We start from the raw sequence: 24,682 nt of genomic DNA on the forward strand, positions 1-24,682 counted from the left end.
GTGGGGAGGGGCGGTCAGCCCAGCGGCTTGGCCAGGTCGTGCGTGATCGTGGAGCGAATGTCGTCGAGCACCGTGATCGCCTTCTGCGCAAACGCGTAGTTGCGCTGGATGGAGATCATGTCGACCATCTCGTTGATCGGGGCGACGTTGCTGGCTTCCAGGTGCCCCTGCCGGACGTCACGGGCGTCCATCGGTTGTACCGTGCGCGTTGCGGGAGGGACCCACAACACGCCATCCTGGTGCGGCAGCGGGGTGTTGGGGGCAACCGTCTCGACCCGCAGCCGATCGACCCAGACGTCATCGACGGCCACACGACCGGTCCGATCAATGGAGATGTCGCTGCCTCGCACCGGGATCGGGCCCTTCTCGCCAAGTGCGCGGTGTCCGTTGGCATCGGTCAGGAACCCCTCGCGATCCACACTCCAGGAGCCGCCGCGGCTATACCGCTCGCCGTCCGGCGTGTTGACCACAAGGAAGGCCTGGCCGCGAACCGCGAGGTCGAGCGGATTGCGCGTCGTCGTCAGGCTTCCCTCGCTCCAGTCCGTCTGTGCACCGATCGCCAGTTCCGAGGTGCCGACCAGCTGGGCAAAGGCACGCTGCGACTTGAACCCATCCGTGTTCGCGTTGGCCAGGTTGTGCGCTGCGACCTCCTGACGCCGCTCCCAGTAGCGGAGCGCGCTGGCAGCGCTGGCGATTCCGTCGGTCGGCATCGGGGTTACTCGGGGTACGGGAGGGAGGCAGGCGCGATCACTGCAAACACAAAGGGCAACCGGTGTGCCGGTCGCCCTGAAAATCGTGAAGTTGTGTAACAGGTTGTCACGCAACGACTTGCGGTCCGTGTGAGGCGCTCGACCGTCGGGCCCTCCACCGTGACAGGAAGGAAGTTCCTGCCGAAGTGGGCGGCATTTGCCGGGCTCCCTGCGTCCGACCATTCAATAGAAGGGACAGGCCGTCGCGCGAGAGGCCGGTACGGCGCGCGATGTCGATCGGGGCATGCCCCTCGGCGGCAAGCGACCGCGCGGCGGCCGAGCGTGCGGCTCTGGAGGTGGGATTTGCAGGCACGTCGGTCGACGGCCAACTGATGACGAGGAGCAGGCCGACAACCGCGACCGCCAGTACGCCGGTGGCCGTGAGGGTCAACGGGTCGCTGGTGATCAGATCGAGGAGGTGTGAGAGGGTACGCATTGGCGTCAGGCGGGGGTGCGGAAGGAGGCGAGCTGGGAGCGCAGGCGACCGAGTGCCTTGGTGCGGATCTGCGACACGCGGGACTCGGTCAGGCTGAGCACGTCGGCGATCTCGTGCAGCTTGAGTTCTTCGAAGTAGTACAGGGTCAACACGATGCGCTCCTGGTCCTTGAGCTGCCGCAGTGCCGCCTTGAGGAGGTCCCGCTCCTGTTCCCGGTTGAGGTCCTCTTCGGCGGACAGGTCCGGATCAACGCTGAGGAACTCGGGCGGCAGCCCCGGGCCGTCGTGATCGGAGCTCGAATGATCCAGTGAGACGTGGACCGCACTCTCGGCATCGGTCTGCCAGCGCCAGAGCGTCCCGCGGTCGATTCCCAGGTGTTCGGCGACTTCGTCGTCGGTGGGTTGTCGCCCGAAGATCCGGGTGAGGGTTTCCCTCGTTTGTGCAATGTCGCGAGTCTTCCGTCGGATGGACCGCGGCACGTGGTCCTGGCGCCGCAACTCGTCGAGGATGGCCCCGCGAATCCTGGGCACGGCGAAGGTGGAGAAGGCCAGCCCGCGGGCCGGGTCGAACGCGCCGAGCGCACTCATTAATCCCAGGGTGCCGCACGAGACCAACTCGTCAAAGTCTGCCGGGGCCGCGAGCGCGCGCGAGAGCTGCCGCGCCACGTGGTGGACAAGGTTCAGGTTGTCGCGGAGCAGCTGGTCGCGGGCCGCGAGGTCACCGGCGGCGAATGCGAGCCAGAGGGCGTCGGAGGACATGGACTCAACCCTGTCGGAGGAGGCGGAGGAACGGTGGAGCGCCGGTGTCGGCGAGGAGCTGCTCACCCAGGTTCCGGACCACCTGGAATGCGGGGGAGCCGTGGGCGGCCTCGTCGGCCCCGAGGGTCGCGACGGTGCGCGCGAAGGCGGGGTCATCTGGAATCGAGCCTCCAAAGGGGACGGTACGGGCGAGAAAGCGGACGCTCGCCGCATTGAGGTATTCGTGAAGTCGCGAGGCGTCGGTGTCGCTCACGCGATTCGCGATGACGTCCACACGCAGCTCCGGCGCCTGCTCGTGCAGGAGCTTGAGGACGGCGTAGGTGGCCGTGAGGGAGATCCGGTCATGGGTCGTCACGGTCAGGGCGCGGGTGGCGCCAAAACGGACGGCACTGCGCAACGAGGCCGCGCTGGCACCCGCGTCGATCAGGACCAGGTCGTACCCGCCGATGGAGCCGGCGAGGCGACGCAACATCAATTGGTGCTCGGTGTCGGTCAGCTGGTCGGGCACCCGCGCAGCGTTAATGAGCGACAGCGAAGGCGTGACAGCCACCGCGAGGGTCTCCGGTGGGAGGCCGGCCTTCACGTCCGCGAGCGTGTGGCCGGGCCGAACGTCGAGCAGCTCGGCCAACCCGCCGAAGTGCGGGGCAAGGTCGACGAGCAGGACGCGCGACCCCGCGGCGGCGGCTGTACAGGCCAACAGGGCAGTGACCGTGGACGTGCCGACCCCACCCTTGCCGGCCCCCACCGCCACCCGCGGAGCACGTGGGCCTGCGGCTCCGCCGGAGCGGAGTCGCGGGTCCGGGCCCAGGGGAGCGAGCGGCAGGCTCACGCGGCGGCACTCCGTGTGGCGACCGTGGGCAGGCCAAGGGCGCCAAGGATCGCGGCTTTCGCCGGGTGCAGGTCGTTAGGCACCGCCTGGCCGGTGGTGACCCAACGCATCGGCCAGGTGAGGCGAGCGGCGAGGTCGGCGACCGCGCGATCGTCGTGGAGTTCGTCCAGCTTCGTGAGGCAGGCGTGCGTGATCCGGCACTCGGCCAGGGAGGTGACCAGCGACGGCAGCAGGTCGGGGCGCATGGAGGCCGGGACCACGAGGTGTACCTCGTCAGGGGCTGCCGCGCGGAACATCGCCTGCCATTGCTGGTTGGCGTCTTTCGACCGTGGGCTGCGCCCCGGGGTATCGACGATCACGACATCACAGGCATCCAGGCGCTGCAGGGCGCCGGGCATCTCGCGCGCGTCGTAGACGACCTCAAGGGGGAGGTCGGTGACCTCGGCGTACTGCGCCATCTGTTCGAGCGCTCCCACGCGGAACGTGTCCAGCGTAATGAGGCCGACCTTGCGGCTGCCGAACGCGCGGGGGTGGAGTGCGAGCTTGGCCGCCGTGGTCGTCTTTCCGGCGCCGGTGGGCCCGACCAGTCCGACGACCAACGGTCCGCTGCGCCCGCGTCCGCCCGTCGCCCGAGGGTAGGCAAACGGGGCGGGATCGAGTCGCTGGCGCAACGCCTGGATCTCGGCGGCCGGTGCGGCGACGAGTTCCACGCGGGTGCGCCGTCCGTCGCGCTGGATCGCGGTGCGCAAGACCAGCACATCCTCGCCGAGGGCGCGCCGGGCCTCATCAAAGACGAGGCGAAGGTCGGAACCGGTGAAGGTCTCAAGCATAGGGCAACTCCCAGGTGGCAACCGAGTTCAGCTTGACGGCAGGCGGCAGCTCGGCGAGCGAGATGACGGGCAGGGCACTGAGGACCGGTTCGACCAACCGTCGAATGCCAGTCCGCAACGACGGCGGAGTGATCAGCGGCAGCAGGCGACCCTCGATCGCATGGGTCGTGGCGAGCAGGTTGAGGTCGCGCAGGAGCGCGGCGAGCGAATCCGGCGTGAGCGGGGTGGCGCTGGCGTTGGCGTTGCGCGGCGAGAACAGGCCGAGCAGGGCGCCCTCGAGCCGGGGGCCGAGGGCGATGCCGCGGACCGCGCCGGACTCGTCGGCGTACAGGCGCGCGATGACGTTGGACATGGAGCGTCGCACCATCTCGGTGAGCACCTCCGCATCCTTGGTCTGCTCGACGCCATCGCCGATCGCCTCGAGGATTGTGACGAGGTCGCGAATAGGCAGCCGTTCCTTGAGCAGGCGCTGCAGCACGCGATGCAGCAGCCCCAGCGAGACCTTGGCGGGCACCAGGTCCTCCACGAGGGCCGGGTGCGTCTGCTTGAGCATCTCGACCATCTGCTGCACGTCCTGGCGACCCAGCAGCTCGGCGGCGTTGGCCTTGAGCGCTTCCATGAGGTGCGTGGCCATGACGGTGGTGGGGTCCACGACGACATAGCCTAACGATTCCGCCTCGACGTTCCGGGAGCCGGCGATCCAGCGCGCGGTCAGGCCGAACGCCGGGTCGATCGTCTCGATGCCCTCGATGGGGTGGCTGACGGATCCGGTATCGAGGGCCAGGTGGAAGCGCGGCATCACTTCGGCGCGGGCGATCTCCACGCCGCGCAGCTTGATGACGTATTCATTGGCGGGAAGGCTGATATTGTCGCGCACGCGGATCGAGGGGATCAGGATCCCCACCTCGAGGGCGGCCTGTTTGCGGAGCAGCTGGATGCGCTCCAGGAGCGTGCCGCCCTGGCGTTCGTCGACCATGGGGATCAGCGCATAGCCCACCTCGAGCTCGATGGGATCTACCTGGAGGAACTCGCGGACCGGGTCGTTGACCGGCGGTGGTTCGGGGAGCGGTGCTTCGCGCGCGGCCGTGTCTGCGGCCCGCTGTTCGGCGGCCGTGGTCGCGCCACGCGCGAGGAACGCCATCAGGCCGCCTAACGCCAGGAAGGGTGTCATCGGCAGCCCGGGGATCAGCGCGAACGACATGAGCACCGCGGTGGCGACCCACATCGCGCTCGGGTGCCGGGCGAGCTGTCCGGCCAGTTGCATCCCCATCCGCGTCTGGCCGGATGCGCGGGTCACCATGATACCGGCGGCCGTGGACACGATCAGGGCCGGGATCTGCGCCACCAGGCCCTCGCCCACCGTCAGGACGGTGTACTGCGACGCCGCGCGTGCCAGCGGCATGTTCTTCTGCACGACCGCGATGAAGATCCCGCCCACGATGTTGATCCCGGTGATCAGCAAGGCGGCGATGGCATCGCCCTTGACGAACTTGGAGGCACCGTCCATCGCGCCGTAGAAGTCGGCCTGGCGCGTGATCTCCTCACGGCGGCGCCGCGCTTCGTTCTCGTCGATGAGGCCGGCCGACAGGTCGGCGTCGATTGCCATCTGGCGGCCGGGCATGGCGTCCAGGGTGAATCGCGCGGCCACTTCGGCCACGCGCCCGGCACCTTTGGTGATGACAATGAAGTTGATCCCGATGAGGATCAGGAACAGAACGAGCCCGACGGCGTAGTTTCCGCCGATCACGAAGCTCCCAAAGGCCTGGATGACCTCCCCCGCGTGGCCCTCGCTCAGGATCAACCGCGTGCTGGCGACGTTCAGGGCGAGGCGGAACAGGGTCAGGAGGAGCAGCAGGGCGGGGAACGAGGAGAACTCCAGCGCGTCCACCGTCTGCATCGCGGTGAGCAGCACCACCAGCGAGAGCCCGATGCTGGTGGCGAGAAACAGGTCGAGAAGGAAGGCGGGGAGCGGGACGATCAGCAGGGCAATGACAAATACCACCGCGATCGCGAGCCCGACCTCCGCGTTGCGGCGGGTCGGGTCGAGCGCCGGGAGCGGCTGGACGGCGGTACTCATGCGACGCGCGGCGTGAGGGGACGACCGCGCACGAGGCGACGGCGGATCACGAACGCCAGGATCTCAGCAACGGCGGCGTAGAGTTCCGCGGGGATCATCTGCCCGAGGCGCGCACTGGCGAGCAGTGCACGCGCGAGCGGCTTGTTCTCGATGCACGGCACGCCATGTTCACGGGCGACCTGCTTGATGCGCTCGGCCACCTTCCGCTGCCCGATCGCCAGGACCACAGGCGCTGGCGCCGTGAACGGATCGTACCGGAGGGCGATGGCGATGTGCGTCGGGTTGGTGATCACGACGTCGGCCTTGGGGACGTCGCGGATCATTTGTCGCCGCGCCAGGGCGCGCGCGAACGAGCGCATCCGCTGCTTCATGAGCGGGTCGCCCTCCGACTGCTTCATTTCCTCGCGGATGTCGTCGCGGCTCATCTTGAGCTGCTGCTCATGCTGCCACAGCTGCCAGCCATAGTCGAAGGCGGCGAGCGCGAGGTAACACAACCCGGCCGTCATCAGCAGCTTGACAGTGTAGAGGTGGGTCGTGGCGACAAAACCGAACGGCCCCTGTTGCGCGAGAGCCATGAGGTCGGGCCAGGCCCCACCGATGGCGCGATACACGGCCAGCGCGACGAGGGCCAGCTTGACGAGTGACTTGATGAGCTCGCCGATGGCCTGGGTCCCGACGACGCGTTGCAGGTTGCGCCCTGGGCTGAGTCGGGAGAAATCGGGCGAGAGGGGCTTGAACGTGAGGATGCCGCGGGCCTGCGGGGCAGCGATCGCCAGTCCGGCCAGGAGGAGGGCACCACCCCAGATCCCGATGATGGCGACCGAACGCATGCCGGTCCGGCGCAGCAGGCCGGTGGCGGTTTCCGGCCCCATTGGCCCTCCGGCGAGGGCGGTGAGGCCGTCGGCAAAGAGCGCCATCAACTGTTGCCCCAGGGGCGCGGCCGCGTTCAGCAACATCGCGCTGCCGAGCAGCACAAACGATGTCGTCAGCTCCGGGCTGCGGGGGACACGACCTTCCTGTCGGGCGTCTTCCCTGCGTTTGGCTGTTGGGGCCTCGGTCTTCTCCTGGTCGCGCAGTGCCATCTAGCGGGTCCCTCCGGCGATGGCGGGCAGGACCCGCGACAACATGGCGTCGTAGGTCCCCTCCCAGCCGAGGAACCACGACGCGAAGATCGGGACCAGCGCGAGCAGCGCCGCGAGCCCGGCGATGATCTGGATCGGGAAGGCCAGCGACAGGATATTGAGCTGTGGCGCGGCCCGCCCAAGCACGGCGAGCGCCACGGTGATCAGCAACACCACCGCAATGACCGGTGCCGCGAAGCGCAGGCCGAGGACAAACAGCTGCCCGCCGAGTGTCACCAGGCGCCAGAGGCCGTCCCGCAGGTGCCCCGCCGTTCCCACCGGGATCAGCTCGGCGCTCGAGCGCAGCGCGTCGAGCATCACCAGGTGGGCGTTGAGGGTCAGCAACAACGTGACGGCGAACAGTTGCAGGAACTGCCCCGTCGCCGTGCTCTGCTGCATCGAGAGGGGGTCGACGAGCGCGCTGCCCTGCAGGCCGATCTGGATGCCAAGGAGTTCGCCCGCGGCCTCCGCGGCCCCGACGAGAAAGGCTGCACCAATGCCGATCGTGAACCCCACCAGGGCTTCACTGAGCACGGCGGGTACCGTGGTCGCCGGGACTGGCGTGCGCGTGGCGACCGGGACCATGAGGATCGTGAAGGCGACGATGAGGCCGGCGCGCACCATCGCGGGCACCGGGCGCCCCGAGAAGAGGGGGGCCACCAGGACCAGGCCACTGACGCGCGCTCCAAAGAGGAACAGCGCCGCGGCGGCTCCGGGGGCGAAGGGATCGAACGCCGGGTTCATCCGACCATGCCGGGCATCGCCCGGAAGAGGCGGGCGGTGTATTCCACCAGCAGCTGCAGCATCCACGGGAGCGCCACGAGGAACGTACCCCCGACCCCGATCAGCTTCGGAACGAAGGAGAGCGTCTGTTCCTGGATCTGCGTCACGGTCTGAAACACGCTGACCAGGAGCCCGATGCTCAGCGCGACGAGGAGCAGCGGGGCAGCGAGCAACGCCGTGACCAGGATGGCGTCACGCGCCAGGTCGGTGACGAGGGCGTAGGTCATTTGAAGCCCTGCACGAGGCCCTGCACGAGCAGCGTCCACCCATCCACGAGGACAAAGAGGAGCAGCTTGAAGGGGAGCGCGATCATCGCCGGCGGGAGCATGAACATGCCCATTGACATCAGCACGGATGACACGACGATGTCGATGACGATGAACGGGAGGAACAACACAAAGCCCAGCTGGAACGCGGTGCGGAGCTCGCTGGTCACAAAGGCCGCCATCAGCACCACGGTGCCGACGTCCTCAGGGGTCGCAGGGGTGGCGCCGGCCATCTCGGTGAAGGTGGCGAGGTCGCGCTCACGGACCTGGCGGAGCATGAAGCCCCGCAGGGGGACGACGGCGGCGCGCATCATCGCGCCCTGTTCCATGCGGTCCTCAAGCCACGGGGTGATCGCCGTGTCATTGACCTCCTGCATCGTCGGGGCCATGACAAACCCCGTCAGGATGAGGGCCAGCGCGGCCATGAGCTGGCCGGGCGGGGCGTTCTGGGTACCTAACGCCTGCTTGACGAAGTTCAACACGATCAGGATGCGTGTGAAGCTCGTCATCATCAGGATCAGCGACGGCAGCAGCGTGAGCAGGCCGAGCATGATCACGATGCCCACGGAGCCGCTGAGCCGCAGCCCGCCGGCATCGCCGCCGCGCGCGACGTTCAGGTCGAGCTGCGGCATCGCCCCCTGCAGCGCCTTGTCCAGCGCACTGGCGTCCGGGGCCACCACCTGCGCCGGCGCCGCCACCGGCCCAGGGCGCGGCACGGCGTTGGGGGCGGTGGCGCGTGGGCTCGCCGCCGGTGCCTGACGAGTGGCCGGTGCCGCAGGAGGGGGCGCGGCCTGGGCCATGCCCACGACGGGGAGCGACACGGCCAACGCGAAGGCGATCGGGATCCCGGAGCTGCGTAACCGCGCGAGCAGCGACGGGGCAAAGGCCGGCGGGGTCGCGGCGGTCGCCGCGTCCACCGTTGCGGGCTGCGGCGGGGTGTCGATTTCCATGATGTGCCGCACGCCACCCTCGCCCACGGACACCGCCACCAACTGCTCCCCGATGCGCACGATGGCAATCCCCTGGCGTGGGCCCAGGGGCAGCCGGTGCACCACCTCCAGTGGCACGGCGCCCGAGCGCGACGGCGCCGAAAGCGCCACGCGGCGGAGAAAGCGCAACGTCACCGCGACCAGCGCGAGGACGACGGCCAGGGTCAGGCAGACACCAACAAACGATCCGAAGGTCACGCCGCCGCCTCGGTGGCGCCCTTCTTGGCAATGATGCGGGTCAGGCGGACACCGAAGTGTTCGCCCAACACCACCACCTCGCCCTCCGCGAAGCGGCGATCGCCGACGTAGACGTCGATCGGTTCGCCGGCGAGGCGCTCCAACTGGATCACCGAACCACGCCCGAGCCGCAGGACTTCCTGCACGGTCATGGAGGTCCGGCCGAGTTCGATCGAGACCGGGAGGGTCAAGTCGAGGAGCATGCCGAGGGGGACTTCGCCGCCGTTGGCGATGACCTGCTGCAGCTCCTCGAAGGCCGCCTCCATGGGATCCTGGGTCTGGCTCATGAGATCGGGCTCAATTGGTGAGGCGTGTAAGGGGGAGGGCGTCGGGCTCCGGGGGATCCATCAGGCCGTCCGTCAACCGCACGGCGAGCGCGCTACCGAGTCGCCCCGGGGTGGCCAGGAATCGGCGCTGACTGCCGACGAAGACTTCGAGCGGCGCACTGGCCAACAGGGGGGTCGCCAGCACTTTGCCTGGGGCAAGCGACATGAGCTCGCGCATGGGCAGTTGGAATACCGGCAGGCGCGCGGCGATCGGGGTGCGCACGGACCGGAGGGAGCCCTCGGTGAGGTCCCGGTTGACCGTGCGTTCCTCACTCGTGCCTTGCGAGTCGGGACGCCCTTCTGCGCCGCCGGCGAAGAACTTCTCGAGGACGGCAAACGGCAGGCAGACCAGCAGGAGGCTGCGGGTTTCGGCGGCCGTGACTTCGATGTTGGCGACCAGGACCGGGTCCTCGCGGTTGGCCACGCGCAGGATCTCGGGGATCGACTCAAAGCCAACGAGCGTCGCATCCAACTCCACGTAGTCCTGCCACACTTCGTGGATCACGGCGATGACCTTGTCCGCCACCATGCGGACCGCCATCCGCTCGATCGGCGTGAGTGATCGGCTGGGAATGGCCGGCGTGCTCCCGCCGCCAAACAGGCGATCCACGAGGAAAAAGGCGAACTCGTGGCCGAAATCGATCACCCCGTGTTGCCCACCGCTCCGCTCGACCTCGAACGTGTAGGATGCGCAGGGGGTCGGGAGCGACAGCGTGAACTCGCCGAACGAGAAGTGCTCGACGCTCTGCAGTTGGAGTTGGACGCCGCCGCGGACCCGGCCGAGCAGCCAGCTCTCCAGCGACTTGGCAAAGCGCTCGTAGATGGCCTCCAGCGACCGCAGCTTCTCCTTGGAGATGCGGTTGGGGCGGCGGAAGTCGTAGACCTGTGTCTCGGTCTGGACCGGGCGCGCCTGGGCCGCCGGCTTCGCGGCCTTCGAGATCGCCCCGCCCAGGAGGGCGTCGATCTCGTTCTGTGAGAGGGACTCCGAGGCCACCGGCGCCTACTGGATGACAAACTGTGGGAAGAAGATCCGCGTGATCGCCTTCTTGCGGCTCTTTTTGGGCACCAACATGGTGAGCGAGTCGCCGATTTCCTTGCGGATCAGCTCGCGGGTCGGCATGTCGGTCAGTTGCTCAACGGACTTCGCTCCCATCACGCGCAGGACCAGGTCGCGTACCTCCGCATCCCGGGCCTTGAACGCGTCGACCATCGCGGCGTCCTTGAATTCGATCGCTGTCGACAACATCAGGAACCGCGTTCCGCCGGAGCCGGCCGGGTTCATCACGAGGTTGTCGATCAGGTGGAGGTTGGCACCCCCACCGGCCGCCTCGCCCTCCTTGTGCTCGCCGCCACCCTCCTCCGCCGCGTGCTCCCCTTCTTCGCCCTCTTCTCCCTCGCCGTGATCGCCGCCCTCTTCGCCCTCCTCGCCCTCTTCGGCGCCGTTGACGAGCTTGGCTTGGGCCTTCACCCGCGCCAGCATTTCCTCGGTGACGGCGTAGCCGGAGCTCTGCGCGACGACGGGACCGACGGTGAACAATCCAATGGCGAATCCGCCACCAAGACCGCCGACGAGTGCCGCGATCATCACAAGGCCGGCCTTGCTCTTTTTTGCTGGAGGCGGCGGCGCATCGGCAGCGCCCTCGGCTGGCGGGGTGGCGTCGTCAGACATGGCAACGGGGTGGAGGTGGTCTCCCCCCGGTAAAGGCATTCCGCAGGCCAACGCGGACGCCGAGGGACAGGGAGCGCCGCTGAGCGCCTAAGTGACTGTCCTGCAACGGGTTGCGGTTCTCGTGGCCGGCGCTACGCGATTCCCCTCACCCGGTGATTTCGCGCTCTGGCGGAAGGTTGTGCCGGGCCCTAAAGGGCGATCTTTGCCGAGTGATGCGAACGCGAACGGCCGACCCCGGAGGGCCGGCCGTTCCCACTCTGCCTCGTGCGGCCTATCGCTTGAGGTTCACCAGCTCCTGCAGCATTTCATCCGAGCTTGTGATCACACGGCTGTTGGCCTGAAAGCCGCGTTGCGTCACGATCATGCTCGTGAACTCCTGGGCGAGGTCCACGTTCGACATTTCGAGCGCGCCGCTCGTCAGCGTGGACTGAATCCCCTCGAGGGCGTAGCCGAGTACGGCACCGCCGGAGTTGCCCGAGACGGCGTACATGTTGTCGCCGACCCGCAGGAGGCCGCCCGGGTTGTTGAAGTCGGCGAGGACAATCTGGCCGAGGACGACATTGGTCCCATTGGTGAACGCGCCGGTGATGAGCCCGGTGCGGTCGATGGAGAAGTTCTCCAGCTGGCCGGCGGCGTAACCGTTCTGGTCCTTGAGCACGGCGGTGGAGGTCCCGGCAAACGACGTGATGCCGTTCACCGTGTTGCCGCCCAGGTCGAGGGTGACGGACACCAGGTTAGCGCCCGGCGGCTGGAAGGTGATGATCGGCGGGTCGGTCGGTGCCACGGTCTGGAGGACGCCCTGCGCATCGAATTGCAGCGTCTGGGGGGTGGAGTTCGGCGGCGTGAAGCCGGCGGGGAGGTTCGTCCCGTCGACCTGCCACGACCACGTGTCCGCGGCCGTCTTCCAGAATTGCAGCTTCAGGTCGTGCTGGTTCCCCAGGGAGTCAAAGACCGTGATCGATGTCTCCGTCCAGGAGGTCTTGTTGAGCGGGTCGGCGCGTCCGGTGGCATCGAACGTCCCGGTGAAGATTGGCGCAGACGCATTCAGGTTGCCGGCGAGTGACACGCCGTCGGTCGCGCGAGCGGCCGTCTTCTGGCCGACGGGCAGGATGATGTCGCGGATGCCGTCCAGGAAGACTCCGTTGTCCGCCATCTTGCCCTGCACGACGAAGCCGTTGGTCGGCGACACCAGGTTGCCCTGGGCGTCCAACTGGAAGTTGCCGGAGCGGGTGTAGAAGTTCTGCGTGCCCTTCTTTACGACGAACATGGCATCGCCCTGGATGGCGAGGTCGGTTGCGAGGCCGGTGGTCTCCAGGTTGCCCTGCTGGTACATCATGTCGACCGAGCCGATCTGCATGCCGAGCCCGATCTGGATCGGGTTCGTGCCACCCAGGTCACCGGGTGGGCGCGAGGCGCCCTGCAGCAGCTGGGCAAAACCTTCCTTGAAGGTCACGCGGCCGGCCTTGAAGGCCACGGTGTTCACGTTCGAGATGTTGTTGCCAATCACGTCCATGCGCACCTGGTGGTTGCGCAAGCCGGACACGCCGGCAAACAGCGATCGCATCATGGGAGTGGATTCCTCGGAGGGTGGAGGTCAGGCCAGGATCCGGATGATCGACCGCACGTCGATCATCAGCGACCCCGCGGTGAGGCGGGGGGCGCCATCCGGGCCCCAGGACATGCCGTCGACGACGGCGATGGTGTACGTCTGCTGCGGCACGTCCTTGCCGCTCGCGTCAGCGACCGTGATGCGGTAACTCCAGGGTCCCTCCGTGGACACCGTGGAGGCGGCCGAGCCCACATCGAACTCCTGCCGTCCCGCCGTCACATACCCTAACGTCCGTGAACCGACTTCCTTGCCGGACCGATCGAGCAGCGTCAGCTTCGCGATGCCGCTCGTCGCAATGTCAGCGGTGACCTTGGCGTCAAAGGCGCCGGCGGCGTCCTTCGTTAGTACCACCTGGTCCCCGGATGCCATGACGGTCTTGCCGATCGTGCCCAGGGCGACATTGCTGTTCATCGCCGCGAGCAGGGAGGTGTACTGCCCCTGTTGAGCCTCCAGTTGTTCGTTGATGTTGAGGAGCTGCTCCAGCCCCGAGAACTGCGCCAGGTCGGCCGCCATGTCCTTCCCGTCCATGGGATCCAGCGGGTCCTGGTACTTCAGCTGCGTGGTCAACAGCTTGAGGAACTCGTTCTTGCCCAGCCGGCCTCCCGGTCCAACGGGTGCCCCATTGCGCGTGGGGGTCGCCAGCAGGCTGTCGGTCAGTGGCGCGGTCATCGTCGGTCTCCCTGGTCGCGTCGCTGGCGCGACGCGGGCTGGTCGTGGTCTCGCTGCGAATGGTTGGACTCGCGGGAGGATCGTGGGTCGCGTGGTGACGCGCCGGTCCCGCTACTTCCCGATGGGGTGGACGCGGCCCGGACACTGTCGCGCTCGGCGCCTGCCGCACTCGCCAGGGACTGGCTGCTGTCCGCCGCGGCCCGGACGACGAGCCGCTCGCCCTCGAGTCCGGCGCGCTCCAGCGCCTGCTGCAGCTCACGGGTATGCGCGCGCAAGTGGTCCGCGGCGTTCGCATCGGCCACGTCGAGGGTCGCCCCCACGCTGCGGCCGCGAAGGTCCACGCGAATGCGGTCCTCGCCGCCTTCCGGGTGGTCGAGGCGCAACATCACGGACGACACCGGCCGCTCGCCCGCATCGTCCTGCAGGCGCAACGCGCGGGCGATGCGTTCCGCCGCGTCCGTCCGCTCGATGGCCTCTGGTCCGTCCGCGCGGTCGGGGCGCAACACGCCCTCACGTTCCGGGGTCAGCGCCCCCCACGCATCGCCGTCCGGGGTAAACGACGGCAACAGGTCCGCGAACATCTCTTCCGTCGGTTCCATTCCGGCCCGGACGTCCTGCTCTGGCCGAGCGGTCTCACCAGTCGAGGGCGGACTCCACAAGCGCGCAGCGACTGCCTGCTCGGCGCTCGCGACCACCTCGCGGGGGGAAACCACCGGGGCGAGGGGTGCCTCGCGAACGATCCGCTCAACCGAAGTGGGCCCTTCGGGTGCTTGGCGCACCGCGCGCGCGGCGCGTCCGGTTCGCGAACTGTCACCGGAGACAGCACCAGGTGTTGCGACGGCGGCCACCTGAGCCGTTGCCGCTACCTGGGCAACCGTCGCCACGGGGGCCACCTGCGCGACAGCCGGCGCTGCCGGACGGCCCTCCAGGACACCAAACGGTCCGCCCAGCTCAATGTTGGCAGGCCCGCGACGAGAACCACTGCGTCCACCAGGACCTGCCGGCACAAGCTCCGCCGCAGGCAGGATACTGACCCGGCCCTCGTCAGGCACGCGGGGACGCGTGATCGGCCACGGCTGCTCCTCGTGCGGTGTCGCGGGAAGAATGTGCATCAGGCCGTCCGGGGCACTCCCCCGAGGCGGTCGCGTCGGAAGGATCGAGACGTCGCCCGAGTCCACGGGGAGGATCTGCATCAGCCCGTCCTCCTGGCGAGACCGCGGCGATCGCACCGGGAGGATCGACACCGCGTCTGCACCAATGGGGAGGATATGCATCATCCCGCCGGGCTCAGGCGCGCGGCGCGTCCGCACCGGGAGGATGCTGACCTCCCCACTGTCGACCGGTTGGATGGACATGCGTCCGTCCGACGGACGCGGTTGCCCCCGCTCGAACAGGCGGCCCACTGGATCGTCGGTTGGTGCCGCGTCGGTGGACGGCAACGACCGAGCGGGGGGCTCGACCTGTGGCACGGGCCGGGCCATGCGCGCGCCCTCCCCGACCCGCAGCTCAATATGGCCAGGGTCACGTGGGCCGAGGGTGCGGAGCCCCTCCTCGCGCGCAATGACGGCGAAACGCTCGAAAGCGGTGCGGTCGGTCCAGCCCCCATCGATGGCGACATCCGCGGCGAGGCCGTGCGTGTGTCGCGACGACCGCGTCCATGTCACCACCGGACCGGGGGCCGTACGGCCTTGCGCGTACAGCGCATCCTGTCGTTCCTGCGTCCGACCAGTCTCGATCACCTCGACGGTGTAGCCGTACTCCTGCTCCATGCGGGTGATGACCCGTTCGAGTCGCCCCCGGAACTCCGGCACGAGGACGTCGCGAGATTCGTTCCGCGCGGCCAGCGGCGCGGAGATCGGGGTGACAACGGGGAGGGCTGGGACCGCGACCGGCGTGATGACGATCGCCGGCGTCCAACTCTCGCGTTCCAGCTCAAGGCGGGTGGCGCCTTCGCTGCGATGAGCGCGTCGTCCGGCGACCACGCCGGGCTCCACGACGCCTGAACCAGGCGTCGTCTCGTCGTACACCGGCCCGCCCGATCCCTCTGCGGGGAGGCCGCCGGTGCTGTCGCCGCTGGTGCGTCCGGGCGTCTCCTCGACCTCAGGCGAGGGGACTTCGCCCGCACGCGCGTCGGCGAGGGTGCCGCGGCGTGCGTCTGCAGGCCGAGGCGCCTCGCCTGCCCCCGCCGCGCGCTGGCGCAGACGCGGTGCCGACGGCTCGCCTAACGCGACGGCGAGCGCGTCGCGAAATGCGACGGCTTCCGTGGCCGTCAGGGGGGCAGCCGACGGTGCCGGCGGCGTCGTGAGCGGCAGGAGGGCGGGAGCAACCGGGATCGGCAGTGTCATTCGTGACCTCCCTTGAGGGCCAGCTTGCTGATGGCTGCAGCGCGGGCCGCGGGCAGGAACTGGAGGATGCCGGCCGCCTGCTTGTCGCTGAGCGCGCGGAGGATGTCATGGACCTCGGGATCGCTGAGCTGCTCAAGGACGCGCGCGGCATCCTTGGCCGGCATGGCACCGAAGATCTTTCCCATCTTGTCCGAACCGGGGGCCGGCGTGGTGACGCGGGGGGCGGGCACCGGTAACGTCGGCTTGCCGCGCGGCGTCGTCCCACCATTCGATTCCACCGTGGCCACTGCGCGTTGTCGGCCCCGCGCCGGGGCGGGGGCGTGGTCCGGTGGCGCTGGTGCGTGTTTGTCAGCGCCTGCTTTCGACGGGGTGGCCGGCGGTGCGCCGGGACCTGGCCCATGGTCGCCAGCGGTGGCGACCGCCGCTGGTCCGTGGGCTGTGTCGGGTGCCGCGTGGCTCGAGTCCGTTGCTGCCGCATGTGTGCTGTCGGCGCCGCCCGCGGGACGCATCCCGTGTTCGATGGAGTCGGCAACCACCTTCGCGCGCTTGGCATCATACGCCGCGAACGCCTTCTTGGCCTTCATCACGGCCATGGCGGACCCACCGCCAGCACCGAGCAGCAGGCCAAGGATGGCAAACAGGGCAAGCTTCATGGGGGTCCCCCGGTCGGATTATCGTTAGGTGTCCGTCGCGCAAAGCGCCCAAGCGCCACGGCGTCCATCTGGTCCCGCTCCTTTTGCTGCTCCACCGAGCGGTGTTCGTCCTCGCGCCGGTCGCGCAGGCGGTCCAGCACGCGGCGGTCCCGCACGGCGTCGTTCAGCACGGCGCCCTGGGTGGTGACCACGGCCTCTGCCGCAGAGACCGCGTGCGTCGCCTCGGCGACACGTTCCGCGATCTGCGAGACGGTGTAGCCCAGGCTCACGAGCTCACCCACCGAGGGGGCGTCGTGCGAGCGAGCGGCAAGGCTCGCGGTGCTTTCCGCCTGCAGGTCGCGCAGTGCGTCCCGGTGTTCGGTGGCGCGCAGGGCCTCGCCCTGCGCGGCCGCGAGTTGCCGCGCGAGCTCCTGCTCACGCTTGGCCCGCAGGTCCAGGAGGCGCTGCAAGGGGAACTTGAACATCAGGCGGCCGTCGCGGGACGTGGGTACATGTTCAGCAGGGTGTGACGCGTCTCGGCAAAGCCCGAGACCTCATCGGGCCGTTGCTGGAGGAAGGCGAGCGATCGCTCGCGTCCCCGGATTGCTGCGTCTACCATCGGGTCGCTTCCCTTCTGGTAGGCACCCACGAGGATGAGGTCCTCCTTCTCCCGGTACGCTGCCTCCTGTCGCAACAACTGGGAGGCCGCGTGGCGCTGCACCTCATCGATCACCTGATCGCGTACGCGACTCTTGCTCTCCAGCACGTCGATGGCGGGAAAGTGCCCGGCACTCGCAAGCCGCCGCGTCAGGACCAGGTGACCATCCAGGATCGAGCGCGCGGCGTCCGCGACCGGCTCATTGAAGTCATCGCCGTCGACCAACACCGTGTAGATGCCGGTGATCCCGCCATGGGCGGCGTTGCCCGCACGTTCCAGGAGCCGCGGCAGGTGTGCAAAGACCGACGGCGGATAGCCTTTCGTGGTTGGCGGCTCACCCACGGCGAGGCCAATCTCACGCCAGGCCATCGCGACGCGCGTGACCGAATCGACCATGAGCAACACCTGCTTGCCCTGGTCGCGGAAGTACTCGGCGATCGATGTGGCCACCAGGGCACCGCGGGCGCGGACGAGGGCCGCCTGGTCACCGGTCGCCACCACGAGCACGGACCGTGCGAGCCCCTCGGGGCCTAACGCATGGTCAATGAAGTCCCGGACTTCGCGACCACGCTCGCCAAGCAACGCAATCACGTTCACGTCGGCCGTCGCCTGCCGGGCAATCATCCCGAGCAAGGTGCTCTTGCCCACGCCCGATCCGGAGAAGATGCCGACGCGTTGTCCGCGGCCCATGGTGAGCAGGCCGTCGATCGCGCGCACCGAGGTGGCCAGCGGCGTCTGGATGGTCTGTCGCTCCAGCGGGTGGGGTGGTTCGCCGGCGAGCGGCACCCGCTCGCGAGTGGTGAGTTTCCCCTTGCCGTCAATCGGGTGGCCGAGCCCATTCAGCACACGCCCGAGCATGTCCGGGCCGACATCCACGCCGAATGAGCGCCCCAACGCGACGACGCTGCTCCCCGGGTGCAGTCCGGAAAGGTCGCCTAACGGCATGAGCAACACCCCACGCTCGTGGAACCCGACCACTTCGGCCAGGACGGAGTCTTCCGAGCTGAGCGAGTTGATGCGGCACAGTTCACCGACCCCGACGTCGAGTCCCACGGCCTCGATGACGAGCCCCACGACTCGTGTCACGCGGCCGTACCGCGCCAGGCGAGGCTCGCTCGCGATGCGGGCGATCAGTTCGTCACGCATCGGTGGCCGTCAGCCTCCGATACAGGCGTTCGAGCCCGGTGTCGATGCGACCGTCAATGATGCGGTCACGTCCTTCGATCAAGCATCCCCCGCGCGCTACGCGCGGGTCGGCGACCCACTGCACCTGGGACCGGTCGCCATTCAGCGACGCGCGCGAGGCTCCGGCCTCGTCAGGCAATGACTCCAGCACGTGGAGGTCGTCGGGGTGCATGCGCACAACGACCGGCTGGTCGACTGGAATCTCCACGAGGGCGCGGGTGGCGAGGGTCGCGACCAGCGACGCATCCCCTTCGATCTCGCGCATGAGCACCTGCCGAGCGACCGCCACCGCGATGGCGCACACATTCTCCCGCGCGTTGCCGACCCAGGCCTCGGCTTCGCCCTGCAGGCGGAGCAAGGCATCGTCCATGGCGCTCAACGCCGCCCGCATGCGCGCCGCTTCGGCCTGCACGCCGGCGAGCTGGCCATCCTGGTAGCCCCGCGCGTAGGCCTGTTGTTCGACCTCCTCGATGTCGACCACCGGCGCGCGGTCCTCCGGGCCAGTGGCGAGGTGCACGGACCCGCCGCCCCCAGCGAGATCCTCGAGGGCCCAGTGCACCGGGACGGCCGCAGGCCTTGCCCTAGAGGACGACATCGTCGTCGCCTCCACCGATCACGATCTCGCCGGCTTCCTCCAACCGGCGCACCATGGCGACAATGTTGGCTTGGGCGCCCTCGACGTCCTTCATGCGCACCGGGCCCATCATCTCCATCTCGTCGTTCAGTGCCTGCACGGCGCGTTGCGACATGGCACCGGTGATCTTGTCGCGGAGGTCCGGGCTCGCCGCCTTGAGCGCGAGGGCGAGTTCCTTCGAGTCGACGTCGCGGAGCAGTCGCTGCAAGGCGCGGCTGTCGAGCCCGGTGAGGTCCTCGAAGACGAACATGAGGTTCTTGATCTCGTCGCACAGCGGCTGGTCGATCGCTGCCACGCCATCCAGGAGGACCTTTTCCAGCGAGGCCGCGACGTAGTTGAGCACCGACGCCACCGCAGCGGGCCCGCCGGATGCGCTCATCCCCTGCGAGGCGGTGAGGTCCGCGTCCGCGCTGAGGGTGCGCTCGATGAGCATGATCAGCTCGGGCGACACCTTTTCCATGCGCGCCATGCGAAACACCACCTCAGACCCGATGCTCGTGTCGATTTCCTTGAGGATGGCGGCCGTGTGCTGGGGGTCGAGGTGCGCGAGGATGACCGCGATCGTCTGCGGGTGCTCGCCGGCCAGCATCGTGCCGAGTTGCTGGGGATCGGCGTTACGGAGCCGGTGCAGCCCAATGGTGTTCTGCAGCTGGCCCTGGATGCGCTCAAGGACCTGGCCGGCCTTCCGTGAGCCGAACGCCTTCTCCAGGATCTCACGGGCGGCGTCGATGCCGCCTTGGGCCAGGGAGTCGGCCACACTGATGCGGGTCAGCCACTCTTCGAGGACCGAATCCACCACCTCGGGGGAGATCTGCTCCACGCGCGCGATCTCGAACGACAGCGCGTCGACTTCGTCGGGCAGCAGCTTCTGCGTGACCTTGGCGGCCATGTCCGTGCCTAACGCGAGGCACAGGATGGCGGCCTTCTGCCGGCCGCTCATGGCGCCGGGGTCGACGAGGTCGATGCCGTTGGAGCGGGGGGCGAGCGCGGTGCTCATCTCACTCCTTCATCCAGGCACGGATCATCTTCGTCGCGATCTCGGGCTGCTGGTCCACGGTCGCCATCACGCGGTTCTTGGTCTCCTGGTTCGCCTGCAGCGCCGCGAGCTCGGGGGTCATCTGGACGTGTCGGGAGTCGTCCCCGACATCCGGGGTGCCGCTGCGGAGCTGGCCAGCGTCAAACCGGTTGGCAGGCGGCAGGTAGGAGGCTTCGTCGCGCAGCGTCATCGCGGGCGGGAGAGTGCCCCCGCCACCGGCCGCCGCGAGGGCCGGAGTGACAGCCGCTCGCCCCACCGGGGCCTTGATCGCCTTGAGGGCGAGGAACCCGATGACGAACGCCATCACCAGGGCGGCCGCATTCACGATCAGTCCCTGGTTGGACTGCACCGATTGCAACACGGTGGGGCCTTCGTCGACCGGCTCTAGCGTGATGACCGGCCGCGGGAACTGGACGGCGACGATGCTCACGATATCGCCACGCGCCGAGTCGAACCCGACGGCGGTGCGCACGAGCGTGTCGAGGCGTGCCAGTTCGACGGGGTCGCGCGGCTCGAACCGCGCGCTGTCACCCTGGCCGATGAGCCGCTCGTTCACGAGGACCGACACCGCCAGTCGCTTGATGGTGCCCACCGACTGGGCAAACGATTCCGTGCTGGTGCTGTTGTCGTACTTGATCGCCTGCTGGCTCGCAGCGGCACCGCCCTGGGCGCCCGGGACGATCTCGGACTTCTGCTCGGAGGCCGCGACCTGGCGGCTGGGATCGACCGTTGAGGTGGTCCGCTCCAGTCGGTCAAAGTTCATGGAGGCGGTGACTTCCACGCGCGCGTTCTCGATGCCCACCACCTGCGTCACCAGGTCCGCCGCCTTGCGCTGGATTTGTTGCTCCAGCTCGCGCTGGATCTCGTGTTGACGCGACGTCAGCCCGATCGGCGTCTCGTCCGCCGGGCGCGTCAGCAACCGGCCGCTCGCGTCCAGCACGCTCACATGTTCCGCGTCGAGTCCCATCCCCACGCTGGAGGCCACCAGGTGGGCGACGCCGCGGACCACGTCCGGTCCCGGCTCTTCGTTACCCCGGAGGGTGAGCGTTACCGAGGCGGTCGACTTGGTGTCCGCCCGACGAAAGGTCGACGTCTCCTGAATGGCGAGGTGAACCTTCGCGTCCGCGACACCACGCATCTGGCCGATGGTGCGCTCCAGCTCGCCCTCGAGGCCACGGCGGTAATTGATACGCTGCGTGAAGTCGGTCATCGTGTACGCGGGGTCGTCGAAGATCTCGAGTCCCCGTCGCCCCCCGCTCCCCGACGTCGGCACGCCGTCCTTGGCCAGCGCCACCCGCGCGCGGGGCAGGTCGGTCGCGGCCACGAGGACATCCGCGCCACCGCGCCCAAGCTCCCACGGAATCGCTTCCTGCGTGAGGCGCTGCGTCACCGGGTCCACCGTCTCCAGCGGGGCGCCACTCACGATCGGCACCATCGTGGGTTTGGAGGCCCACCGCGAGACGCCAAAGATGAGGCCGATGGCGAGCAGGCCGACACCAATGGTGGCGGCCCGGCGCGCGCCACCGACACGCGCAAAGAGGGGATCGAGGCTTTCCAGCATCCGTCAGTGACTCCTACCCCTGCATGTTGACCAACGTCCGATACGCATCGAGCACCTTGTTGCGGAGCTCGACCATCAGGTCCAGCGCGATGCGCGCCTCGGCGGCCGCCGACGTGACGCGATGCAGCTCAACGTGTTCCCCGCGGAGCAGCGCGTCGCGAAGGGCACCGGCCTGGTCCTGCGCGTCGGAGACCTGGTTGATGAACCCGGTCATCGTCTCGCCAAAACTCCCGGCGCCCTCGGTCGGGGCACCCTTGCCGATGTCGACGGTGTAACGCTTGGCGCCGTCCTGCTCGAGGCCGGCCGTCGACAGTCCACCGAGGCTCGCACGCGCGGCGCCAATCGGGTCGCTCATCCTAGGCCTTCACGTCCAGCCGCACGCCACGCGGCGTGGGCGTGGGAGCCGGGGTCTGTCCGGACAACACGCGTCCGTAGGTTAACGGTCCCATCGCACCGAGCCGGGCGAAATAGGCCCGTTCGTCGGGAGTGAGGACCGTCCACAGGTCAGGATCCGTGCCCGGTGGGGCGGCGGCCGCACCACCAGCGGCGGACGTGGCAGGAGCCGCCGGGGCGCGGGGTGTCGCCGGGGCTGGTACCGGGGACCGCGCGGGCTCCGGGCGTACACCCGGGGCCTGGCGCGGTGTTGCCGGTGTATAGAGACTGCGAATGCCGTTGATGCTCATGGACTGGGGCTAGAGGTCCAGGGCGCGGCGCAACATCTGGCGCGCGGCCTGGAAGACCGTGGCGTTGGCCTCGTAGAGGCGGCGGGCATCCATCAGGTCGATCACTTCGTCGGTCACGCGTACGTTAGGCATCCGGACGTACCCCTCGGGGTTGGCGTCGGGATGTCCCGGGTTGTAGACCAGCGGCCCCTCCGAGGGATCCTCCTCGATGGCTACGACCTCCACGCCGCCGAGTGCGTCCGTTGGAGAGGGCCCGACGGATCCCTCGGGCCGCGTCGGATCCGCGGTGAGGGGTGGAAAGGCCGGCAAGCCGTCGCGCGTCCCTTCCTCAAGCCGCACGACGCGTCGTCGATAGGGACCACCGCCTTCGGTGCGCGTGGTCTCGGCGTTCGCGATGTTCGTCGCGGCCACTTCCATCCGCGTGCGATACGCCGTGAGCCCGCTCTTGGCGATATCCAGCGGCCGGAACAGGTTGGGCCGCGAGGGCGGCTCAGTATTTCCGGGCAGGGGCAGCATCGGGGGAATCGTCATCCGCGATCCCGAATGACGGAGCGGAGCGTGTCGTACGTCCCACGCAGGAGCGTATTGATCGCCTGGTTGTGCGTGTCCTCGTTGGCGAGCGCCGCCATTTCGGTCTCGAGGTCAATCGCGCCGGCTGCAGCCGTCGGGTCGGTGGGCAACACGAACCCGGTCTCGTTCCGTGCCTTGGCGGCAGCCACCCGTTGCCCGATGGTCGTCAGGCGCTGCTGACTGGCATCGAGCGCCTCGACCAGCCGTGGGGCGGAGGAGACACGTCCAAAGAACCCATACAGCATGACTCGATGGCCTCGGGCGTTGGGGGAACGGACAGCGGACACAGACCCGGAAAGGCAATGCGCGGACCAATCCCCAAAACGAGGCGGCGCGCCCCCTGGGAGGGACGCGCCGCCTTGGCCTAACGTGTTGTCAGTACACTACATGCAGGGTGTTTCGAGATGGTGGTGAGGGCGAGCTGTCATGGCAGGGCGGGCGTCGCAACTCCTGCCGTCGCGGAAGGTATTGCCGACCGGAGCGCGGTCAGCTTTGCCCCTGCGAGACGGCGGGCTCCCGCGTTGGACCGTTCAGCTTGTTGCGCAAGGTGCGCACGGAAATGCCCAGCAACTCCGCGGTGCGCGTACGATTGCCACCAGTCATTTCGAGGGCGCGCTTGATGAGTGCCTTCTCCGCCTCGTCGACGTTCAGGGTAGCCAGGACGATCCCGTTCGGTGGCGCCGTCGACCCGACGTTGAGAGCGGCGAGTGTCGTCGGGGTCGCGCGCGAGAGCACCTGCTGCACCAGCGACTGGATCGACCCCCCACGTTGCTGGTCGAACAGGTGGGCCTGCAACACCTGGTCGTGCGTCAGGATGACGGCGCGCTCCACCGCATGTTGCAGTTCCCGCACGTTGCCGGGCCAGGGATACGACTGCAGGATCTGCAGCGCATCAGGGGCAATCGCGGTGACTTCCTTGCCGACCTCGGCAGCCGTCCGCAGGGCGAAGCGATACGCCAGCATCGGGATGTCTTCCTGCCGCTCACGCAGGGCGGGAATGAAGATCGGCACGACGCTCAATCGATAGTAGAGGTCCTGGCGGAAGGCTCCCGTCGCCGCATACTCGGTCAGGTTACGGTTGGTCGTGGCGATCACGCGCACGTCCACCCGGATGGGTGAGGTGCCACCCACGCGCTCGAACTCCTGCTCCTGGAGCACGCGCAACAGCTTGGCCTGCAGCTCCAACTTCATCTCGGAGACTTCGTCCAGGAGCAATGTGCCGCCATGCGCGCGCTCGAACGCACCCTCGACGCGCTTCACGGCCCCGGTAAACGCCCCCCGTTCGTGCCCGAACAGTGCGCTCTCGATCAAGCCATCGGGCAGTGCCGCACAGTTCAGCTTGATGAACGGCTTCTCCCGCCGGTCGCTCTGGTCGTGGATCGCTCGGGCGAACAGCTCCTTGCCTGTCCCGCTCTCGCCCTGCAACAGCACGGTCGCACGCGTCGGTGCGACCATGGCAATGGTCTGCTGGATCTTGCGTACCTCGGGAGCCTCTCCGATGACGGCCCGCTCGCTGCGAAACTCCATCACCTCGCGACGCAGGGCGTCGTTCTCCCGTCGCAGCCGCACGTACTCCAACGCCTGCTCGACCGCGAGCTCAAGCTGCTGCGTCCGGATGGGCTTGGTGATGTAGTCGATGGCCCCCGCCTTGATGGCGCTGACCGCGTGTTCAATAGATGCGTAGCCCGTGACCATGATCAGCGGGATGTCGTAGCCCTCACGCTGGAGCAGCGCCAGGAACTCGAGTCCCGTCAGCCCCGGCATGCGGTAATCCGAGATGATCAGGTCGATCGTCTCCCGCGACAGGACTTGCAGGGCCTCGACGACGTTGGCCGCGCCGAGGGCGCGATGCCCCGCACGCGTCAGCGTGTCGTCGAGGATCATGCCGACGGAAGGTTCGTCGTCAACGTACAGTATGGTCGCCATGAGCTGGGAAAGACGTGCCGGGGTTCAGGGCCGGATCGACCGGCCGATACTGCTCCCCAGACGCTCCGGACGCGCGTAGGCAACTTCTTCCGCCTCGCCGGAGC

General features: G+C 68.4%; 27 protein-coding genes. All 27 read right to left on the minus strand.

The window, feature by feature from the left end:
• Positions 1-14 precede the first annotated feature (14 nt).
• The 27 genes from IPK85_25220 to IPK85_25350 all read right to left on the minus strand — a co-directional run bounded on the left by IPK85_25220 (position 15) and on the right by IPK85_25350 (position 24,578).
• Complete coding sequence (locus IPK85_25220; GenBank protein ID MBK8250670.1) at positions 15-710, minus strand: flagellar hook-basal body protein; 696 nt, start codon at positions 708-710, stop codon at positions 15-17.
• A gap of 106 nt (positions 711-816) precedes the next feature.
• The gene (locus tag IPK85_25225) at positions 817-1,185 is read right to left on the minus strand and encodes a hypothetical protein (protein ID MBK8250671.1); all 369 of its coding nucleotides are present in this window, start codon (positions 1,183-1,185) and stop codon (positions 817-819) included.
• 5 nt (positions 1,186-1,190) lie between these two features.
• Positions 1,191-1,943, minus strand: a complete 753-nt coding sequence (locus tag IPK85_25230; GenBank protein ID MBK8250672.1) for a FliA/WhiG family RNA polymerase sigma factor — start codon at positions 1,941-1,943, stop codon at positions 1,191-1,193.
• A 4-nt stretch (positions 1,944-1,947) separates the two neighbouring features.
• Positions 1,948-2,772, minus strand: a complete 825-nt coding sequence (locus IPK85_25235; protein MBK8250673.1) for a P-loop NTPase — start codon at positions 2,770-2,772, stop codon at positions 1,948-1,950.
• Positions 2,769-3,602: a hypothetical protein gene (locus IPK85_25240; protein MBK8250674.1), complete on the minus strand. Its 834-nt coding sequence runs from the start codon at positions 3,600-3,602 to the stop codon at positions 2,769-2,771. Before IPK85_25240 ends, IPK85_25235 begins: the two co-directional genes overlap by 4 nt.
• Positions 3,595-5,679, minus strand: coding sequence for a flagellar biosynthesis protein FlhA (gene flhA / locus IPK85_25245; GenBank protein MBK8250675.1), 2,085 nt, complete (start codon positions 5,677-5,679; stop codon positions 3,595-3,597). Before flhA ends, IPK85_25240 begins: the two co-directional genes overlap by 8 nt.
• Complete coding sequence (locus IPK85_25250; GenBank protein MBK8250676.1) at positions 5,676-6,761, minus strand: EscU/YscU/HrcU family type III secretion system export apparatus switch protein; 1,086 nt, start codon at positions 6,759-6,761, stop codon at positions 5,676-5,678. Before IPK85_25250 ends, flhA begins: the two co-directional genes overlap by 4 nt.
• The gene (gene fliR, locus IPK85_25255; GenBank protein ID MBK8250677.1) at positions 6,762-7,544 is read right to left on the minus strand and encodes a flagellar biosynthetic protein FliR; all 783 of its coding nucleotides are present in this window, start codon (positions 7,542-7,544) and stop codon (positions 6,762-6,764) included.
• Positions 7,541-7,810, minus strand: coding sequence for a flagellar biosynthesis protein FliQ (fliQ, locus tag IPK85_25260; protein ID MBK8250678.1), 270 nt, complete (start codon positions 7,808-7,810; stop codon positions 7,541-7,543). The genes fliR and fliQ overlap by 4 nt, the downstream gene beginning before the upstream one ends.
• Entirely contained in the window at positions 7,807-9,036 is a 1,230-nt protein-coding gene (fliP, locus tag IPK85_25265) for a flagellar type III secretion system pore protein FliP (protein MBK8250679.1), read from the minus strand. The genes fliQ and fliP overlap by 4 nt, the downstream gene beginning before the upstream one ends.
• Positions 9,033-9,362 (minus strand): flagellar motor switch protein FliN, encoded by a 330-nt coding sequence (gene fliN, locus IPK85_25270; protein MBK8250680.1) that lies wholly within the window; start codon positions 9,360-9,362, stop codon positions 9,033-9,035. The genes fliP and fliN overlap by 4 nt, the downstream gene beginning before the upstream one ends.
• Positions 9,363-9,372: 10 nt before the next feature.
• Complete coding sequence (locus IPK85_25275; GenBank protein ID MBK8250681.1) at positions 9,373-10,395, minus strand: FliM/FliN family flagellar motor switch protein; 1,023 nt, start codon at positions 10,393-10,395, stop codon at positions 9,373-9,375.
• A gap of 6 nt (positions 10,396-10,401) precedes the next feature.
• Positions 10,402-11,070, minus strand: a complete 669-nt coding sequence (locus IPK85_25280) for a flagellar basal body-associated FliL family protein (GenBank protein MBK8250682.1) — start codon at positions 11,068-11,070, stop codon at positions 10,402-10,404.
• Positions 11,071-11,341: 271 nt separating this feature from the next.
• On the minus strand, positions 11,342-12,637 hold the full coding sequence (locus tag IPK85_25285) for a flagellar hook protein FlgE (GenBank protein MBK8250683.1): 1,296 nt from the start codon (positions 12,635-12,637) through the stop codon (positions 11,342-11,344).
• A gap of 27 nt (positions 12,638-12,664) precedes the next feature.
• Positions 12,665-13,348: a hypothetical protein gene (locus IPK85_25290; GenBank protein MBK8250684.1), complete on the minus strand. Its 684-nt coding sequence runs from the start codon at positions 13,346-13,348 to the stop codon at positions 12,665-12,667.
• The gene (locus IPK85_25295; GenBank protein ID MBK8250685.1) at positions 13,345-15,693 is read right to left on the minus strand and encodes a flagellar hook-length control protein FliK; all 2,349 of its coding nucleotides are present in this window, start codon (positions 15,691-15,693) and stop codon (positions 13,345-13,347) included. The genes IPK85_25290 and IPK85_25295 overlap by 4 nt, the downstream gene beginning before the upstream one ends.
• On the minus strand, positions 15,690-16,346 hold the full coding sequence (locus tag IPK85_25300; GenBank protein ID MBK8250686.1) for a hypothetical protein: 657 nt from the start codon (positions 16,344-16,346) through the stop codon (positions 15,690-15,692). Before IPK85_25300 ends, IPK85_25295 begins: the two co-directional genes overlap by 4 nt.
• Positions 16,343-16,810 (minus strand): flagellar export protein FliJ, encoded by a 468-nt coding sequence (fliJ, locus tag IPK85_25305; protein ID MBK8250687.1) that lies wholly within the window; start codon positions 16,808-16,810, stop codon positions 16,343-16,345. The genes IPK85_25300 and fliJ overlap by 4 nt, the downstream gene beginning before the upstream one ends.
• Positions 16,810-18,129 (minus strand): FliI/YscN family ATPase, encoded by a 1,320-nt coding sequence (locus IPK85_25310; GenBank protein ID MBK8250688.1) that lies wholly within the window; start codon positions 18,127-18,129, stop codon positions 16,810-16,812. The genes fliJ and IPK85_25310 overlap by 1 nt, the downstream gene beginning before the upstream one ends.
• Positions 18,122-18,727: a hypothetical protein gene (locus IPK85_25315; GenBank protein MBK8250689.1), complete on the minus strand. Its 606-nt coding sequence runs from the start codon at positions 18,725-18,727 to the stop codon at positions 18,122-18,124. Before IPK85_25315 ends, IPK85_25310 begins: the two co-directional genes overlap by 8 nt.
• A gap of 22 nt (positions 18,728-18,749) precedes the next feature.
• The gene (gene fliG, locus IPK85_25320; protein ID MBK8250690.1) at positions 18,750-19,799 is read right to left on the minus strand and encodes a flagellar motor switch protein FliG; all 1,050 of its coding nucleotides are present in this window, start codon (positions 19,797-19,799) and stop codon (positions 18,750-18,752) included.
• Between the two features lies 1 nt (position 19,800).
• On the minus strand, positions 19,801-21,399 hold the full coding sequence (fliF, locus tag IPK85_25325) for a flagellar M-ring protein FliF (GenBank protein ID MBK8250691.1): 1,599 nt from the start codon (positions 21,397-21,399) through the stop codon (positions 19,801-19,803).
• A gap of 13 nt (positions 21,400-21,412) precedes the next feature.
• A complete protein-coding gene (locus IPK85_25330; GenBank protein MBK8250692.1) occupies positions 21,413-21,754 on the minus strand; it encodes a flagellar hook-basal body complex protein FliE in 342 nt (113 codons plus the stop codon).
• A 1-nt stretch (position 21,755) separates the two neighbouring features.
• Positions 21,756-22,082: a hypothetical protein gene (locus tag IPK85_25335; protein ID MBK8250693.1), complete on the minus strand. Its 327-nt coding sequence runs from the start codon at positions 22,080-22,082 to the stop codon at positions 21,756-21,758.
• A 9-nt stretch (positions 22,083-22,091) separates the two neighbouring features.
• Entirely contained in the window at positions 22,092-22,598 is a 507-nt protein-coding gene (gene flgC / locus IPK85_25340) for a flagellar basal body rod protein FlgC (protein MBK8250694.1), read from the minus strand.
• Positions 22,599-22,609: 11 nt separating this feature from the next.
• Positions 22,610-22,897, minus strand: coding sequence for a hypothetical protein (locus tag IPK85_25345; protein MBK8250695.1), 288 nt, complete (start codon positions 22,895-22,897; stop codon positions 22,610-22,612).
• 241 nt (positions 22,898-23,138) lie between these two features.
• Positions 23,139-24,578, minus strand: coding sequence for a sigma-54-dependent Fis family transcriptional regulator (locus IPK85_25350; protein MBK8250696.1), 1,440 nt, complete (start codon positions 24,576-24,578; stop codon positions 23,139-23,141).
• Positions 24,579-24,682: the final 104 nt, after the last annotated feature.

Source organism: Gemmatimonadota bacterium (assembly GCA_016712265.1).
Taxonomy (GTDB): Bacteria; Gemmatimonadota; Gemmatimonadetes; order Gemmatimonadales; family Gemmatimonadaceae; genus RBC101.